The 16,486-nt window shown below is 60.8% G+C and carries 16 protein-coding genes; 14 read left to right on the forward strand and 2 right to left on the reverse strand.

From position 1 onward, the window contains the following. The first annotated feature begins 2 nt into the window (after nucleotides 1-2). The 5 genes from BT199_RS19555 (at nucleotide 3) to BT199_RS19575 (ending at nucleotide 6,826) form a co-directional block, all read left to right on the forward strand. Entirely contained in the window at nucleotides 3-1,787 is a 1,785-nt protein-coding gene (locus tag BT199_RS19555; protein ID WP_014716318.1) for a GMC family oxidoreductase, read from the forward strand. A 12-nt stretch (nucleotides 1,788-1,799) separates the two neighbouring features. Continuing rightward, nucleotides 1,800-3,098 carry a cytochrome c gene (locus BT199_RS19560; protein ID WP_014716319.1) on the forward strand — a complete coding sequence of 433 codons (1,299 nt, stop codon included), beginning with the start codon at nucleotides 1,800-1,802 and terminating at the stop codon, nucleotides 3,096-3,098. 82 nt (nucleotides 3,099-3,180) lie between these two features. Further along, nucleotides 3,181-4,239 (forward strand): PA0069 family radical SAM protein, encoded by a 1,059-nt coding sequence (locus BT199_RS19565; RefSeq protein WP_072435318.1) that lies wholly within the window; start codon nucleotides 3,181-3,183, stop codon nucleotides 4,237-4,239. Between the two features lie 228 nt (nucleotides 4,240-4,467). Then, nucleotides 4,468-5,199: a carbonic anhydrase gene (locus BT199_RS19570; protein WP_003187331.1), complete on the forward strand. Its 732-nt coding sequence runs from the start codon at nucleotides 4,468-4,470 to the stop codon at nucleotides 5,197-5,199. A gap of 85 nt (nucleotides 5,200-5,284) precedes the next feature. Beyond that, nucleotides 5,285-6,826, forward strand: a complete 1,542-nt coding sequence (locus BT199_RS19575) for a SulP family inorganic anion transporter (protein WP_014716321.1) — start codon at nucleotides 5,285-5,287, stop codon at nucleotides 6,824-6,826. A 68-nt stretch (nucleotides 6,827-6,894) separates the two neighbouring features. Here the strand turns inward: BT199_RS19575 and BT199_RS19580 are convergent, their stop codons facing one another. Next, nucleotides 6,895-7,542, reverse strand: a complete 648-nt coding sequence (locus tag BT199_RS19580) for a hypothetical protein (RefSeq protein WP_003187334.1) — start codon at nucleotides 7,540-7,542, stop codon at nucleotides 6,895-6,897. 369 nt (nucleotides 7,543-7,911) lie between these two features. Here BT199_RS19580 and coxB point away from each other — a divergent pair, with 369 nt between their 5' ends. The 4 genes from coxB (at nucleotide 7,912) to BT199_RS19600 (ending at nucleotide 12,291) form a co-directional block, all read left to right on the forward strand. Further along, nucleotides 7,912-9,039 carry a cytochrome c oxidase subunit II gene (gene coxB, locus BT199_RS19585; protein ID WP_014716323.1) on the forward strand — a complete coding sequence of 376 codons (1,128 nt, stop codon included), beginning with the start codon at nucleotides 7,912-7,914 and terminating at the stop codon, nucleotides 9,037-9,039. Nucleotides 9,040-9,097: 58 nt separating this feature from the next. Further along, complete coding sequence (gene ctaD / locus BT199_RS19590) at nucleotides 9,098-10,681, forward strand: cytochrome c oxidase subunit I (RefSeq protein ID WP_003187339.1); 1,584 nt, start codon at nucleotides 9,098-9,100, stop codon at nucleotides 10,679-10,681. A 135-nt stretch (nucleotides 10,682-10,816) separates the two neighbouring features. Then, nucleotides 10,817-11,368 carry a cytochrome c oxidase assembly protein gene (locus BT199_RS19595; RefSeq protein WP_003187340.1) on the forward strand — a complete coding sequence of 184 codons (552 nt, stop codon included), beginning with the start codon at nucleotides 10,817-10,819 and terminating at the stop codon, nucleotides 11,366-11,368. A 35-nt stretch (nucleotides 11,369-11,403) separates the two neighbouring features. After that, complete coding sequence (locus BT199_RS19600) at nucleotides 11,404-12,291, forward strand: cytochrome c oxidase subunit 3 (protein WP_003187344.1); 888 nt, start codon at nucleotides 11,404-11,406, stop codon at nucleotides 12,289-12,291. A 6-nt stretch (nucleotides 12,292-12,297) separates the two neighbouring features. On the opposite strand, the gene BT199_RS19605 is transcribed toward BT199_RS19600, so the two are convergent. Continuing rightward, on the reverse strand, nucleotides 12,298-12,501 hold the full coding sequence (locus BT199_RS19605) for a twin transmembrane helix small protein (RefSeq protein ID WP_003187345.1): 204 nt from the start codon (nucleotides 12,499-12,501) through the stop codon (nucleotides 12,298-12,300). A 31-nt stretch (nucleotides 12,502-12,532) separates the two neighbouring features. On the opposite strand from BT199_RS19605, the gene BT199_RS19610 reads away from it, so the two are divergent. Genes BT199_RS19610 through BT199_RS19630 form a run of 5 tightly spaced genes read left to right on the forward strand, consistent with a single transcriptional unit; the run spans nucleotide 12,533 to nucleotide 16,456 of the window. Further along, nucleotides 12,533-13,297 (forward strand): SURF1 family protein, encoded by a 765-nt coding sequence (locus BT199_RS19610; protein WP_032872186.1) that lies wholly within the window; start codon nucleotides 12,533-12,535, stop codon nucleotides 13,295-13,297. Beyond that, a complete protein-coding gene (locus BT199_RS19615; RefSeq protein ID WP_014716327.1) occupies nucleotides 13,263-13,847 on the forward strand; it encodes a hypothetical protein in 585 nt (194 codons plus the stop codon). The genes BT199_RS19610 and BT199_RS19615 overlap by 35 nt, the downstream gene beginning before the upstream one ends. Before the next feature lie 10 nt (nucleotides 13,848-13,857). Beyond that, a complete protein-coding gene (locus tag BT199_RS19620) occupies nucleotides 13,858-14,937 on the forward strand; it encodes a COX15/CtaA family protein (protein ID WP_014716328.1) in 1,080 nt (359 codons plus the stop codon). Next, the gene (cyoE, locus tag BT199_RS19625) at nucleotides 14,925-15,824 is read left to right on the forward strand and encodes a heme o synthase (RefSeq protein ID WP_072435319.1); all 900 of its coding nucleotides are present in this window, start codon (nucleotides 14,925-14,927) and stop codon (nucleotides 15,822-15,824) included. Before BT199_RS19620 ends, cyoE begins: the two co-directional genes overlap by 13 nt. Next, nucleotides 15,821-16,456, forward strand: coding sequence for an SCO family protein (locus BT199_RS19630; protein ID WP_072435320.1), 636 nt, complete (start codon nucleotides 15,821-15,823; stop codon nucleotides 16,454-16,456). Before cyoE ends, BT199_RS19630 begins: the two co-directional genes overlap by 4 nt. The last annotated feature ends 30 nt before the right edge of the window (nucleotides 16,457-16,486 follow it).

A 16,486-nucleotide genomic window follows, 5' to 3' on the forward strand; every position in this document is an offset into this window, starting at 1 on the left:
ACGTGGCGACCATCATGAAGAAAGTGGATGCAGTGATTGTGGGCTTCGGCTGGACGGGCGCGATCATGGCCAAGGAGCTGACGGAAGCGGGCCTCAACGTGGTAGCGCTGGAGCGCGGCCCGATGCAGGACACTTACCCAGACGGCAACTATCCCCAGGTCATCGACGAATTGACCTACAGCGTGCGTAAGAAGCTGTTCCAGGACATCTCCAAAGAAACGGTGACCATTCGCCACAGCGTGAATGACGTTGCCCTGCCCAATCGCCAGTTGGGCGCATTCCTGCCGGGTAACGGTGTTGGTGGTGCGGGGCTGCACTGGTCGGGCGTACATTTTCGCGTTGATCCAATTGAGCTGCGCATGCGCAGCCATTACGAAGAGCGCTACGGGAAGAACTTCATTCCCAAGGACATGACCATCCAGGACTTCGGCGTCAGCTATGAAGAGCTGGAGCCGTTTTTCGATTATGCGGAAAAAGTCTTTGGCACCTCCGGGCAAGCCTGGACGGTCAAGGGCCAACTGGTCGGCGAGGGCCGTGGCGGCAACCCCTACGCGCCGGATCGCTCCAACCCGTTCCCGCTTGCGGCGCAGAAAAATACCGTCTCCGCCCAGCTGTTTCAGAAAGCGGCGACCGACGTAGGTTACAAACCTTACAACCTGCCTTCGGCCAACACGTCGGGGCCGTACACCAACCCCTACGGTGCGCAGATGGGCCCGTGCAACTTCTGCGGTTTTTGCAGTGGCTACGTGTGCTACATGTATTCCAAAGCCTCGCCGAACGTGAACATCCTGCCGGCCTTGCGCCAGGTGCCCAACTTCGAGCTGCGGCCCAATTCCCACGTGCTCAAGGTCAACCTCGACAGCACCAAGAAGAAAGCCACCGGCGTGACCTACATCGACGCCCAGGGCCGCGAATGTGAACAACCGGCCGACCTGGTGATTCTTGGCGCATTCCAGTTCCATAACGTGCGCCTGATGCTGCTGTCCGGCATCGGCAAACCCTACGACCCGATTACCAACGAGGGTGTGGTAGGCCGCAACTTCGCCTACCAGAACATGGGCACCATCAAGGCGTTCTTCGACAAGGACACCCACACCAACAACTTTATCGGCGCGGGCGGCAATGGCGTGGCCATCGACGACTTCAACGCCGACAACTTTGACCATGGCCCCCATGGCTTTGTGGGGGGGTCGCCGATGTGGGTCAACCAGGCGGGCAGCCGGCCGATTGCCGGTACGTCCAACCCGCCGGGCACCCCGGCGTGGGGCAGTGCCTGGAAGCGCGCCACCGCCGATTACTACACCCATCAAGTCTCAATGGATTCCCACGGTGCCCATCAGTCCTACCGCAGCAACTACCTGGATCTGGACCCGGTTTACCGCGATGCCTACGGCCTGCCGCTGCTGCGCATGACCTTCGACTGGCAAGAAAACGACATCAAGATGAACCGCTTCATGATGGAAAAAATGGGCAAAGTGGCCCAGGCCATGAACCCCAAGGCCATCGCCGTGCTGGGTAAAAAGGTCGGTGAGCATTTCAATACCGCCTCCTACCAGACCACCCACCTCAACGGTGGCGCGATCATGGGTACCGACCCGAAAACCAGTGCGTTGAACCGCTACTTGCAGAGCTGGGATGTGCACAACGTCTTCGTCCCTGGTGCTTCCGCTTTCCCACAAGGCTTGGGCTACAACCCTACCGGCCTGGTGGCAGCGTTGACCTATTGGTCGGCTCGCGCGATTCGCGAGCAGTACCTCAAAAACCCCGGCCCACTGGTTCAGGCATAAGGAGCGATGACCATGAAAGCATTCGTTATTGCCTCCCTGGCGCTGTTCAGCAGCTGCTCGATCAGCGCTGCCGAAACCGATCTGATCAAACAGGGTGAATACCTGGCGCGCGCCGGCGACTGTGTTGCCTGCCATACCGCCAAGGGTGGCAAGCCCTTCGCTGGCGGCCTGCCGATGGAAACACCGATTGGCGTGATCTATTCCACCAACATCACCCCGGACAAGACCGGCCTGGGCGACTACAGCTTCGAGGATTTCGACAAGGCCGTGCGCCATGGCGTCGCCAAGAACGGTAGTACGCTTTACCCGGCGATGCCCTACCCGTCTTACGCGCGCGTCAGCGACAGCGATATGCAAGCGTTGTATGCGTACTTCATGAAGGGGGTCGAACCGGTCGCCCAGGAAAACAAGGACAGCGATATTCCCTGGCCCCTGAGCATGCGTTGGCCGTTGGCGGCCTGGCGCTGGATGTTTGCCCCGGCAGTCGAGGCGCATCAGCCGCAAGCCGCTGCCGACCCGGTGATCGATCGCGGTGCCTACCTGGTGGAAGGTCTCGGACATTGCGGCGCCTGCCATACGCCGCGTGCCCTGACCATGCAGGAAAAAGCCCTGAGTGCCACGGACGGCAGCGCCTTCCTCTCTGGCAGTGCGCCGTTGGAAGGCTGGATTGCCAAAAGCCTGCGCGGCGACCACAAGGACGGTCTCGGCAGCTGGAGCGAGGAGCAGTTGGTGCAGTTCCTCAAGACCGGTCGCAGCGACCGCAGCGCGGTATTCGGCGGCATGAGTGATGTGGTCGTGCACAGCATGCAGTACATGTCGGAAGATGACCTGACCGCCATCGCCCGTTACCTCAAGAGCCTGCCGGCGGTCGATCCCAAGGATCAGCCGCACCAGTACGACAAGCAGGTAGCGCAAGCGTTGTGGAAGGGGGACGACAGCAAGCCGGGTGCGTCGGTGTATATCGACAACTGCGCGGCCTGCCACCGTACCGACGGCCATGGCTATACGCGGGTATTCCCGGCGCTGGCGGGCAACCCGGTGCTGCAGACGGCAGATGCCACGTCGTTGATCAACATTGTGTTGAACGGCGGCACCTTGCCGGCCACCCATGCGGCGCCGTCAACCTTCACCATGCCGGCGTTTGCCTGGCGTCTGTCGGACCAGGAAGTGGCGGATGTGGTCAGTTTTATCCGTGGCAGTTGGGGCAACCAGGGCGCACCGGTCAAGGCGAGCGATGTGGCGGATCTGCGCAAAAACGATCTGCACACCACCTCGGGCGATGACCTGGGGCAGGTGACGCAAAAGCACTGATAAGTTCGCTGGCCGCCCAACGGCACTGGTCAGAAGCTTCGCGCCTCGATACTGTATATAAAAACAGTATCGAGGCGTTTTCATGTCTACTGCGCTGCCGCCCCGTGGCCGGGGTACGGCCACTAACCTGCACAATCGCTTTGCACCCACCGTCAGCGTGGCCGAGGACGACGGTTGGTACCAGGAAGTGCCGCCGACCCAAGGCACCGAAGTGCGTATCGAAACGGCCAAGACCATCATCACCCGCAACACCTCCCCGGACTTGCCGTTTGATCGGTCCATCAATCCGTATCGCGGTTGTGAACATGGTTGCATCTACTGCTATGCACGGCCAAGCCACGCCTATTGGGACATGTCGCCCGGGCTGGACTTTGAAACCAGATTGATTGCCAAGAGCAACGCGGCCGATGTGCTGGAACAGCAGTTGTCGAAGCCGGGCTACGTGTGTGCGCCGATCAACCTGGGCTCCAATACCGATCCGTACCAGCCAATCGAGCGCGAATACCGGATCACCCGGCAAACCCTTCAAGTCCTGCTGCGCTACCGCCACCCAGTGACGATCATCACCAAGGGCTCGCTGATCCTGCGCGACCTCGACCTGCTGACCGAGTTGGCCCGCCAGCGCCTGGTGGCGGTGATGATCAGCCTCACCAGCCTGGACGATGAGCTCAAGCGCATCTTGGAACCGCGCACCGCAGCGCCCAAGGCACGGCTGCGGGCGATTCGGGTAATGCGCGACGCGGGTATCCCGGTGGGCGTGCTGTGCTCGCCAATGATCCCGATGATCAACGACAGCGAGCTGGAGAGCCTGCTTACCGAAGCTCACGCGGCCGGCGCACAAAGCGCGGCGTATATGATGCTGCGCCTGCCGTTGGAGGTGGCGCCGTTATTCGAGGAGTGGTTGGCGGCCCATTACCCCCAGCGTGCGGCCCATGTGATGAGCCTGGTGCGCCAGGTGCGCGGGGGTGAGGTGTATGACAGCCGGTTTGGCGTGCGTATGCGCGGTGAAGGGCCGTTTGCCGATTTGCTGGCGCAGCGTTTCAGCAAGGCGATCAAGCGTCTGGGGCTGAATCGGCGGGAAGGGTTCAACCTTGATTGCACGGCGTTTTGCCCACCGGGCAGGCAGATGGCTTTGTTGTAGACTGATGGAGAGGTGTGCATCTCTGCTGTAGGAATAGTCGCGTTTTGACATCACTGAAACCCGCGTTCTAGAGCGGTTCATTCAGTTTGAGTTAAGTTTCGACGGTTACCTTGTTCAGCGAGTGACTGATGAGTCGGCGGCCTGGCCGGTGCTTGTTTTACAACTATTTCACCGCCATGGCGTCGAACTGACCTGAACCCTCCCCTGCATTGATCAAGAGGATGAATCATGAGTGACAAGGATAAACAGCCGTTGGCTGCGTCGGCTTCAGCCCCTCAGGTGGCGGAATCCGCCGATGCAGCGCTGCAGCATATCGTTGACGGCTTTTTGCATTTCCATCACGACGTCTTCCCCCAGCAGGAAGAACTCTTCAAGAAACTCGCCACCGCCCAGAGCCCACGGGCGATGTTCATCACCTGCGCCGACTCGCGCATCGTGCCCGAGCTGATTACCCAAAGCTCCCCAGGCGACCTGTTCGTGACCCGTAACGTCGGTAACGTGGTGCCGCCTTACGGCCAGATGAACGGTGGTGTTTCCACCGCTATCGAGTACGCGGTGCTCGCCCTTGGCGTACAGCACATCATCGTGTGCGGGCATTCGGACTGCGGCGCCATGCGTGCGGTGCTCAACCCCGACAGCCTGGAGAAGATGCCAACGGTCAAGGCCTGGTTGCGTCACGCCGAGGTCGCCAAGACAATGGTCCATGACAACTGCGACTGCGCCAACGAAGGCGAGAGCATGGCGGTGCTGACCGAAGAAAACGTTATCGCCCAACTGCAACATTTGCGCACCCACCCTTCCGTGGCTTCGCGCATGGCCAATGGTCATTTGTTTATCCATGGTTGGATCTACAACATCGAGACCAGCGAAATCCGGGCCTACGATGCGGACAAAGCGGCGTTCCGACCGCTGAACGGCACCGAGCCGATCCCTTCAGCGACGCCTAAAGCGCGCTTCTAAAACACTTCCCTGCCGGGTAATGCGGTGGCTGCCATGGATGCAGCCAGGCTTTACCGCGCCCGGCGAATGCCTCGGGAGAGTCATCATGCGTGCTGCTCAATTGAAAGCTGTATTGCCACGGGAGCTGCTCGCCTCGGTGGTTGTTTTTCTGGTCGCCTTGCCACTGTGCATGGGCATCGCGATTGCGTCCGGCATGCCGCCGGCCAAAGGCCTGATCACTGGCATCATCGGCGGCTTGGTGGTGGGCTGGTTGGCCGGCTCGCCGCTGCAAGTCAGCGGCCCGGCGGCGGGTCTGGCGGTACTGGTGTTCGAACTGGTGCGCCAGCACGGCATGCTGATGCTGGGGCCGATCCTGTTGCTGGCCGGCTTCCTGCAATTGGTGGCCGGGCGTTTGCGCCTGGGCTGCTGGTTTCGCGTCACCGCGCCGGCGGTGGTCTACGGCATGTTGGCCGGCATTGGCGTGTTGATCGTGCTGTCGCAGATCCATGTGATGCTCGACGGCGCGCCCAAGCCGTCAGGGCTGGATAACCTGGCTGGCTTCCCGGCAGCGCTGGCTGAAGCGATTCCTACCTTCGGCGGCGGTCTCGGCTGGCAGGCTGGCGTACTCGGCCTGTCGACGATGTTGGTGATGTACCTGTGGGACAAATTCCGCCCGCAACAACTGCGGTTTGTGCCTGGCGCGTTGCTTGGCGTGGGCCTGGCGACCGTCGCCAGCCTGGTGCTGGCGTTGCAGGTCAAGCGCGTGGAAGTCCCGGAAAACCTGGCGGACGCTATCGACTGGCTGCGCCCCAGCGACCTGCTGAACCTGGCAGATCCACAGCTTTTGATCGCGGCATTCGCCGTGGCGTTTATTGCCAGTGCCGAAACCCTGCTGTCTGCCGCAGCGGTGGACCGTATGCACAGTGGTCAACGTTCCGATTTCGACAAGGAATTGTCGGCCCAAGGCGTGGGCAACATGCTCTGCGGCCTGGTGGGTGCATTGCCAATGACCGGTGTGATCGTACGCAGCTCGGCTAACGTCCAGGCTGGTGCTACCACGCGTCTGTCGGCGATGTTCCATGGCCTGTGGTTGCTGGGTTTCGTGCTTTTGCTGTCGAGCGTGCTGCAGAGCATTCCGGTCGCGAGCCTGGCGGGTGTGCTGGTATACACCGGGATCAAGCTGGTAGACGTCAAGGCGTTCAAGGCGCTGGGGCGCTATGGGCGGATGCCGATGTTCACCTATGCGGCCACCGCGCTGGCAATCATCTTTACCGATTTGCTGACCGGCGTGCTGGTGGGCTTCGGGCTCACATTGCTCAAGTTGGCCTTCAAGGCCTCGCGCCTGAAAGTCAGCCTGATCGACCTGCCCCAGGAAGGTGAGATGGAGCTGCGTTTGACGGGGGCGGCGACCTTTCTGAAGGTGCCGGCGTTGACTCAGGTGTTGTCGGCGGTGCCTGCGGGGACCACCCTGCATGTGCCGTTGAGCAACTTGAGTTACATCGACCACTCTTGCCTGGAGTTGCTGGAAGAATGGGGCCGGGCCAATGCGGCCAAGGGCTCGACGTTGGTGATCGAGGCGCGTGGGTTGAAGCGTCGGCTGGAAGGTCGGGTGCGAACGACAGTGGGGATCGGCTCAGCGCCTGCCTGACCCTTCAAAAAACTGTGGGAGCCGGGCTTGCCCGGCTCCCACATTGAATCCCCTATCGGATCTGAAGTCTATGCCGGCTGATCCAGCGACAGCTCAACCCCAAGCTGGCGCGACAGGCATGGCCAGCGCTTCCAGGACGCTTCGGTCTGCGGGCTCTTGAGCTGTTCGCGATAGGCCTCGACCGACTCCAGCGCAAAGCTTTCCTCGTTAAGCATCTCATCCACCGCCAGGTGCACGGCTTCATCCAATTGATTGGCGAAGTCTTCACCGATCAGTTGATGGGCGATCACGTTGGCCACGGTGGTATCCGCTGGAATCAACGGCTGGCCAAAATGCTTGATATACAGATCGTTTACTTCTTCGACCAGGCGATGCGCCAGGTAGGCCTCATCCAGCAGGCCATCAAGGCCGTCGTGGCCGGCCAGAATCGCTGGCGGCTGCAGGAAGAAATGTTCAGCGATTTTCAGTACCGGTTTGATCTGGCTTTCAATCCCGGCCTCACGGGCCACGTCATTGGCGGCGTCGAGCAAATCAGGAACCAGGTCGATGTAAGCGGTCACAAAACGGGTCATGACCATGTTGCGATCACCGTCAGCCAGGGCGATGGACGAATGCAGGTGCGGCACTTGTTTTTTCAGCTGGCTGACGAGCTGGCCGGTGCTGGCTTCGTGTTGATGGGCACGGGAAATCTGCTCGCGCAATGCGGCGGTGTTCATGAGGGCTCCAGTGAAGCAGGCGTAGGAAAAGGGAGAAGATAAGGTAGTTCGTTTATACGAGCGCCTAAGACGCATTTGTCATAATTATTTCATGGTTATAGGCAGGGGTTATATCGAAATGCCATCGTTCGTCGGATAAACGATTCCGCTGCCTATTTTACGGGCTCCGTCTGTCTGTTTCTATTCATTTGCCCCCACACATTGCGGGGTTGCTACGGCTGTCTATACTCGATTTTGTACGCAATTAGCTGATGACGCCCAACTGCATGACGCAGGCAAGGCTTGGCGGTTGTAAGCAGTATGGAAGCCGCTCCCTTCGCCGCAGGTGCAAACCGGCGGGATAACAAGAAACATAAAGGGGAACCCGCAATGACGCGACATCCACACGTTTGGATGGGCCTCCTGTTGTGGTCGGTATTCGGCCAGGCGCACGCCGCCTGGACTACGAATATGGCGCCAGGGGCTACTGAAGTCAGCCACGCTGTGTTTGACCTGCACATGACCATTTTCTGGATCTGTGTGGTGATCGGCATCGTCGTGTTTGGCGCGATGTTCTGGTCGATGATCCTGCACCGTCGGTCCACGGGCCAGGTAGCGGCCAAGTTCCACGAAAGCACCACCGTGGAAATCCTCTGGACCGTGGTGCCCTTGCTGATCCTGGTGGCCATGGCTATTCCGGCCACCAAGACCCTGATCAACATCTACGACAGCAGTGAGTCGGATATCGATATCCAGGTCACCGGCTATCAGTGGAAGTGGCACTACAAATACCTGGGTCAGGATGTGGAGTTCTTCAGCAACCTGGCCACCCCCGCCGAGCAGATCCATAACCAGGCCACCAAGGGTGAGCACTACCTGTTGGAAGTCGACCAGCCGCTGGTATTGCCGGTGGGCGCCAAGGTGCGCTTTCTAGTGACCGCCGCCGATGTGATCCATTCCTGGTGGGTGCCGGCCTTTGCGGTCAAGCGCGACGCCATCCCCGGCTTCGTCAACGAGGCCTGGACTCGCGTCGAGAAGCCCGGCATCTACCGTGGTCAGTGCGCCGAACTGTGTGGCAAGGACCATGGCTTCATGCCCATCGTGGTGGAGGTCAAGTCCAAGGCCGACTACGACACCTGGCTGGGCGAGCGCAAGGAGGAGGCCGCCAAGCTCAAGGAGTTGACCTCCAAGGAATGGACACTGGACGAACTGGTGGCACGTGGCGACAAGGTCTATCACACCACTTGCGTGGCCTGTCACCAGGCCGAGGGCCAAGGCTTGCCACCGATGTTCCCAGCGCTCAAGGGCTCGAAAATCGCCACCGGGCCGGCCAAAGACCATCTGAGCATCGTGTATCACGGCAAGCCCGGCACCGCGATGGCAGCCTTCGGCAAGCAGCTCTCTGAAGTGGATATCGCCGCTGTGGTGACTTATGAGCGTAACGCCTGGGGCAATAACAAAGGCGACATGGTCACGCCCAAAGACGTGCTGGCTCTGAAACAGGCCCAAAGCAAATGACGACTTTCATTGCCAATGCCCTGAATCGCCCCGCTCACTCGCTTGCAGGAGAACGGCCATGAGCACTGTGATCGACCACGGTCATGCCGACCACGCCCACGGCCCCGCCAAAGGCTTGATGCGCTGGGTGCTGACCACCAACCACAAAGACATCGGCACCATGTACCTGTGGTTCGCCTTCACCATGTTCCTGCTCGGCGGCTCGTTCGCCATGGTGATCCGCGCCGAGTTGTTCCAGCCGGGCCTGCAGATCGTGCAGCCGGCGTTCTTCAACCAGATGACCACCATGCACGGGTTGATCATGGTATTCGGCGCGGTGATGCCGGCGTTTGTTGGCCTGGCCAACTGGATGATCCCGTTGATGATCGGCGCGCCGGACATGGCCCTGCCGCGCATGAACAATTTCAGCTTCTGGCTGTTGCCGGCGGCGTTCCTGTTGCTGGTGTCCACCTTGTTCACGCCCGGCGGCGGGCCGAATTTCGGCTGGACCTTCTACGCCCCGCTCTCTACCACTTATGCGCCGGAAAGCGTGACGTTCTTTATCTTTGCCATCCACCTGATGGGCATCAGTTCGATCATGGGCGCGATCAACGTGGTCGCCACCATCCTCAACCTGCGTGCGCCGGGCATGACCCTGATGAAAATGCCGCTGTTCGTGTGGACCTGGCTGATCACCGCATTCCTGCTGATCGCGGTGATGCCGGTACTGGCGGGCTGCGTGACCATGATGCTGATGGACATTCACTTTGGCACCAGCTTCTTCAGTGCGGCCGGTGGTGGTGATCCGGTGCTGTTCCAGCACGTGTTCTGGTTCTTCGGGCATCCCGAGGTGTACATCATGATCCTGCCGGCCTTTGGCGCCGTCAGCTCGATCATCCCTACCTTCTCGCGCAAGCCACTGTTCGGTTACACCTCGATGGTCTACGCCACCGCGAGCATCGCCTTCCTGTCGTTCATCGTGTGGGCGCACCACATGTTCGTGGTGGGCATTCCGCTGGTGGGTGAGCTGTTCTTCATGTACGCCACCCTGCTGATCGCCGTGCCCACGGGCGTGAAGGTGTTCAACTGGGTCAGCACCATGTGGCAAGGCTCACTGACGTTCGAGACGCCGATGTTGTTTGCGGTGGCCTTTGTGATCCTGTTCACCATCGGCGGCTTCTCCGGGCTGATGCTGGCGATTGCGCCGGCGGACTTCCAGTACCACGACACCTACTTTGTGGTGGCGCATTTCCATTACGTACTGGTGCCGGGCGCGATCTTCGGGATCTTCGCTTCGGCCTACTACTGGTTGCCGAAATGGACCGGCCACATGTACGACGAAACCTTGGGCAAGCTGCACTTCTGGTTGTCTTTCGTGGGCATGAACATGGCGTTCTTCCCCATGCACTTTGTGGGGCTGGCCGGTATGCCGCGCCGAGTGCCGGACTACAACCTGCAGTTCGCTGACTTCAATATGGTCTCGTCCATTGGTGCCTTCATGTTTGGCGCCACGCAGATCTTCTTCCTGTTCATTGTCATCAAGTGCATCCGTGGCGGCCCGCCTGCGCCGGCCAAGCCGTGGGATGGCGCCGAGGGCCTGGAATGGAGCGTGCCCTCACCCGCGCCGTATCACACCTTCACCACGCCGCCGGAGGTCAAATGAAGCCCTCCCTATACTCCCCCTGTGGGAGCGGGCTTGCCCGCGATGGCGGTAGGTCAGGCGCTGAATCTACCAACCCCCAGGCCCTCATCGCAGGCAAGCCAGCTCCCACAGAAAGTCCAAAGCCAGGTGGGCGCCATGGCTGACTCCGTCCCGCTCAAGCGCCTGGTCACCCGCCTGCTGATCCTGGTGCTGGCGATGTTCGCCTTTGGCTTCGCCCTGGTGCCGATCTACGACGTGATGTGCAAGGCGTTCGGCATCAACGGCAAGACCGCCGGGCAGTACGAGGGTGAGCAAATGGTTGACCCCTCGCGCCAGGTGCGGGTGCAGTTTCTGTCCACCAACGCCATCGACATGGTCTGGGAATTCCACTCCAAGGCCGATGAGATTGTGGTCAACCCCGGTGCAGTCAACGAGATGCTGTTCGTGGCCTACAACCCCACCGATAAGCCGATGACAGCCCAGGCGATACCCAGCATTTCCCCGGCCGAAGCGGCGATGTACTTCCACAAGACCGAATGCTTCTGCTTCACCCAGCAAGTGTTGCAGCCCGGTGAGCGCATTGAGATGCCCGTACGTTTCATCGTCGACCGCGCGATGCCCAAGGATGTGAAGCATTTGACCCTGGCGTACACGCTGTTCGATATCACTGCGCGCCAGCCGCCCGTGGCCGTCAGGACCGGGGGCTAGCTACTGTTTGCCCCCTCAATCAGGAGAGCGAATACATGTCGACTCATGATACGTACTACGTACCAGCGCAAAGCAAATGGCCAATAATTGCCACGATTGGCCTGCTGGTCACCGTGTATGGCCTGGCCGTGTGGTTCAACGACTTGAAGGCCGCGCGGCCCGAATCCCACGGGCCGTGGATCTTTTTCGTCGGCGGTTTGTTGCTGGCCTATATGCTGTTTGGCTGGTTTGGCGCGGTGATCAAGGAAAGTCGCGCCGGGCTGTACAGCGCGCAGATGGACCGCTCGTTCCGCTGGGGCATGACCTGGTTCATCTTTTCGGAGGTGATGTTCTTCATCGCCTTTTTTGGTGCGCTGTTCTACGTGCGTGTCTGGGCCGGGCCTTGGTTGGCGGGCGAGGGGCCCAAGGGCATTGCGCACATGCTGTGGCCGAACTTTGAGTTTGCCTGGCCCCTGCTGAACAACCCCGACCCCAAGCTCTACCCTGCGCCCAAAGGCACCATCAGCCCCTGGGGCCTGCCATTGGTGAACACCATCCTGCTGGTGAGTTCCAGCGTAACCATCACCATTGCCCACCATGCCCTGCGCAAAGGCCATCGTGGTGCGCTGAAACTCTGGCTGGCGATCACCGTGCTGCTGGGCTTGGCCTTTCTCGGGTTCCAGGCCGAGGAATACATCCACGCCTACAAAGAGTTGGGCCTTACCTTGGGTTCGGGGGTGTACGGCGCGACGTTCTTCATGCTCACGGGCTTTCACGGCGCCCACGTGACCATCGGCACCATCATTCTGTTTGTGATGCTGATGCGTATCCTGCGCGGGCATTTCAATGCCGAGCACCAGTTCGGTTTTGAGGCGGCCAGTTGGTATTGGCACTTTGTGGACGTGGTGTGGATCGGGCTGTTTTTCTTTGTCTATGTGCTCTGACGCGGCTTACCACGGCGCATGAGAGACCAATTGGCCGCTGAAAAAGCCCCAGGCGATCAAGCCCACGGTGATCACGGCCAGGGTGACACGCACGGTCAAGGCAGTGACGAGGCGGTTGGAGTTGCCCTCGTCCTTGACCAAGAAGAACAAGCCACTGAACAGGCTCACGACGGTCGCGATCAGCATCAGGGCAATGGCGGCTTTGAGCATGGTCTGGCTCCGGGCTAATTGGGGAGGGGCGATGAGATCGAGTATAGCCAGTGCCATGCAACGCTTTCGCCCGGGCATCGCGCCGACGCTGGTGGTACTGGTGTTGCTGCCGTTGATGGTGGGCCTGGGGTTTTGGCAATTGTCCCGCGGGCACGAAAAGCAACTGTTGGTAGACCGTTATGCCGAGCGCCGCGCCGCCGAGCCGGTCAGCAGTGCTCAGCTCAATGACATGGCTGATCCAGCCTTCCGTCGCGTTCACCTTCGCGGGCAACTGGATGGTGCACACAGCGTATTGCTGGATAACCGCATGCGTGACGGCAAGGCCGGTGTCGAGTTGCTGCAACCCTTTCATGACCAGGCCAGCGGCCTGTGGCTGTTGCTCAATCGCGGCTGGCTGCCCTGGCCGGACCGGCGTATCGCGCCCGCCTTTACAACCCCTGAACAGACGCTGAACCTCGACGCCTGGGTGTACGTCGCCCCCGGCGAGACCTTCCAACTGCATGCCGACCCGGCCAGCACGCAATGGCCGCGCCTGCTGACCGCGCTGCACCCTGCCGCCCTGTGGGGCGAACTGGGGCGCAGTGGCTTTGCCTATGAGCTGCGTGCCGAAGCGGGCCCCGGTACCTACGAAACCAGCTGGCCTGTGGTCGCCATGGGCCCGGAAAAACACCTGGCCTACGCTGTGCAATGGTTCGCCATGGCCATGGCGTTGCTGGCGCTTTACCTCTACCTCGGATGGCATAACAAAAAGGAGAAGCCCCATGGGAGCGGTCATGAATCCACCCAGCACATCTGACACGCCTGATCGGCGCAAGGGGCGCTGGCAGCTGATTTTGATCCTGATGATGGTGATCGGCCCGATGGTGCTGGCCACCTTCATGTACAAATTGCAGTTCTGGGTGCCGGACAGCCGCAGCTATCACGGCGAACTGATTGGCAACGGCCAGACCCGCGCCGACATCGGCGTGCAGGCCGATGAACAGCGCTGGCAACTGCTGGTCACCGCCCCCACCGCCTGTGCTGCCAATTGCCAGCAACTGGTCTACCTGGCGCGTCAGCTGCAGATCAGCCTTGGCCGTGATGCATCCCGTGCCAGCCATGCCCTGGCGGGTGCGCAACCGTTGAGCGGCGAATACGAGGCCAAGCTCAAAGCCGAATATCCACAGCTGCAGCGCTACCCGCTGGATGTGTCGACCTTTACCAGGAACGCTGCCGCGCCTGGCGATGCGCAATTGTGGATCGTCGACCCCCACGGCAATCTGGTGCTGCGCTACGACGCCAAGGTCAAGGGCAAGGACTTGCTCAACGATCTGCGCCTGCTGCTGAAACTGTCGAACATCGGATAAGGGCACCCTCATGGCCAAGCCTGGATTTCGCCTCGCGCTGTTTGCCACGTTACTGGCGTTGTTTGTCGTGCTGCTCGGTGCTTATACCCGCCTGACCCACGCCGGCCTCGGCTGTCCGGACTGGCCGGGCTGCTATGGCTTTATCAGCGTGCCGCAAAGCGAAGCCCAACTGGCTCATGCCGAGTTGCACTTTCCCGACACGCCGGTGGAGGCCGACAAAGGCTGGGCCGAGATGACCCATCGCTACTTCGCGGGCAGCCTGGGCCTGTTGATCGCGCTGCTGGCGGCGCGTTCGTGGCGTCATCGACGCGATCCGGGCCAGCCGGTGAAGCTGCCGCTGTTCCTGCTGACGGTGGTGTTCGCCCAAGCGGCGTTTGGCATGTGGACCGTGACCTTGAAGCTCTGGCCGCAAGTGGTCACAGGGCATCTTTTGGGCGGCTTTGCGACCTTGAGCCTGCTGTTTCTGCTGACCCTGCGGCTGTCCGGCGTACTACCGGCGCTGGTCGTGCCCAAGCGCCTACAATATTGGGCGACGGCGGGCCTGGTGCTGGTGATCGGGCAGATCGCCCTGGGCGGCTGGGTCAGTTCCAACTACGCCGCGGTGGCCTGTGTCGATTTGCCCACCTGCCACGGCCAATGGTGGCCGGCAGCGGACTTCGCCAATGGTTTTCACCTGACCCAGCACATCGGCCCCAATTACCTGGGGGGCCAGCTCGACAGCGAAGCGCGCACCGCCATCCACCTGACGCATCGCATCGGCGCCGTGCTGGTCACGCTGGTGCTGCTCGGTTTGGCCTGGCAACTGCGGGCAGTGGGGATGACGCGCCTGGCCGGCTTGTTGTTGATCGCCCTGGCCGCGCAGATCTGCCTGGGGGTGAGCAATGTGGCGTTCGGCCTGCCGCTGCCGGTGGCGGTCGCGCACAACGCTGGCGGGGCAACGTTGTTGATGACGCTGGTGCTGGTCAATTATCACGCGCGCACCAGCCTGGTTCGGGTGCGACACCCGCGCCTGTTTGGCTGGCGTTTTATCCCGCGCAAGCAGGTGTCAGGTCTGATCACCCTTAAAGGAGAACTGCCATGGCGACCGTGATCGGCGCACGTCGCGACCGGGCGATCTGGCGTGACTATTTGGAGCTGACCAAGCCCAAAGTGGTGGTGCTGATGCTGATCACTTCGCTGGTGGGCATGTTCCTTGCCACCCGCGCCGGTGTGCCCTGGACAGTGCTGGTGTTCGGCAACCTCGGCATTGCCCTGTGTGCCGGCGGCGCGGCGGCGGTCAATCATGTAGTGGATCGACGGATTGATGCCGTGATGGCGCGCACGCACAAGCGGCCGATGGCTGAGGGGCGTGTCTCGCCGATGGCGGCGTTAGCGTTTGCGTTGTTCCTGGCGATTGCAGGATTGGCTCTGCTATTGGCGTTTACCAACCCGCTGGCGGCCTGGCTGACCTTGGCTTCGCTGCTGGGTTATGCGGTGATCTACACCGGCTTTCTCAAGCGAGCGACGCCGCAGAATATTGTCATCGGCGGTCTGGCCGGTGCGGCGCCACCGCTGCTGGGTTGGGTGGCTGTCACTGGGCATGTGAGTGCCGAACCCTTGCTGCTGGTGCTGATCATCTTCGCCTGGACTCCGCCACACTTCTGGGCCCTGGCTATTCACCGCAAAGAGGAATACGCCAAGGCCGACATCCCGATGCTGCCGGTCACCCATGGCGAGCACTACACCAAGGTGCATATCCTGCTGTACACCTTCGCCCTGCTGGCGGTAAGCCTGATGCCCTACGTTATCCACATGAGCGGGCTGCTCTACTTGGGCTTTGCGCTGGTATTGGGGGCGCGCTTTCTGCAATGGGCCTGGGTGTTGTACCGTGGCAGCCAGCCGCACGCGGCGATCAACACGTTCAAGTACTCTATCTGGTACTTGCTGCTGCTGTTTATCGCCCTGCTCGTAGACCACTACTTATTGTTGAACCTATGACTCGAACTCAAAAAACCGTCTTCATCCTCGTGGCCCTGGTGGCGTTGATCATGGGCCTGACCGTCAACAAAGTGCTCTCGGGCAAAGGCCAGGGCGACCCCACTGCGCTGATCGACGCCGGCATCATTCTGCTGCCGCAAAGCCGCCAGTTGCCAGCGGTGACCATGACTGACCAGGAAGGTCAGCCGGTGGTGGTCAATGAGTTGAAGGACAAGTGGAGCCTGCTGTTTTTCGGTTACACCTTCTGCCCGGATATCTGCCCGACCACCCTCGCCCAGCTTCGCCAGATCAAGAGCGAACTGCCCAAAGAGGCTGTGGATAAGTTGCAGGTGATCCTGGTGAGCGTCGATCCGAACCGCGATACCCCGGCGCAGCTCAAGCAGTACCTGGGTTACTTCGACCCACAGTTCCAAGGCCTGACTGGCGCGAATGTGGAGGATGTACAGAAGGTTTCGAATGCGGTGAGCATTCCCTTCATTCCGGCGGATACCAACAAGCCGAACTACACCGTCGACCACAGCGGTAACCTGGCACTGATCGGCCCGGATGGTACCCAGCGTGGGTTTATTCGTGCGCCGTTGAACAACCAGAAGCTGGTGGCGCAGTTGCCGGGGTTGCTACAGCGCAAGTGAGCACCTGATGATCGTTCCAACGCTGAGCGT

The organism is Pseudomonas sp. NFR02 (genome assembly GCF_900119375.1).
GTDB classification, from domain to species: Bacteria; Pseudomonadota; Gammaproteobacteria; order Pseudomonadales; family Pseudomonadaceae; genus Aquipseudomonas; species Aquipseudomonas paracarnis.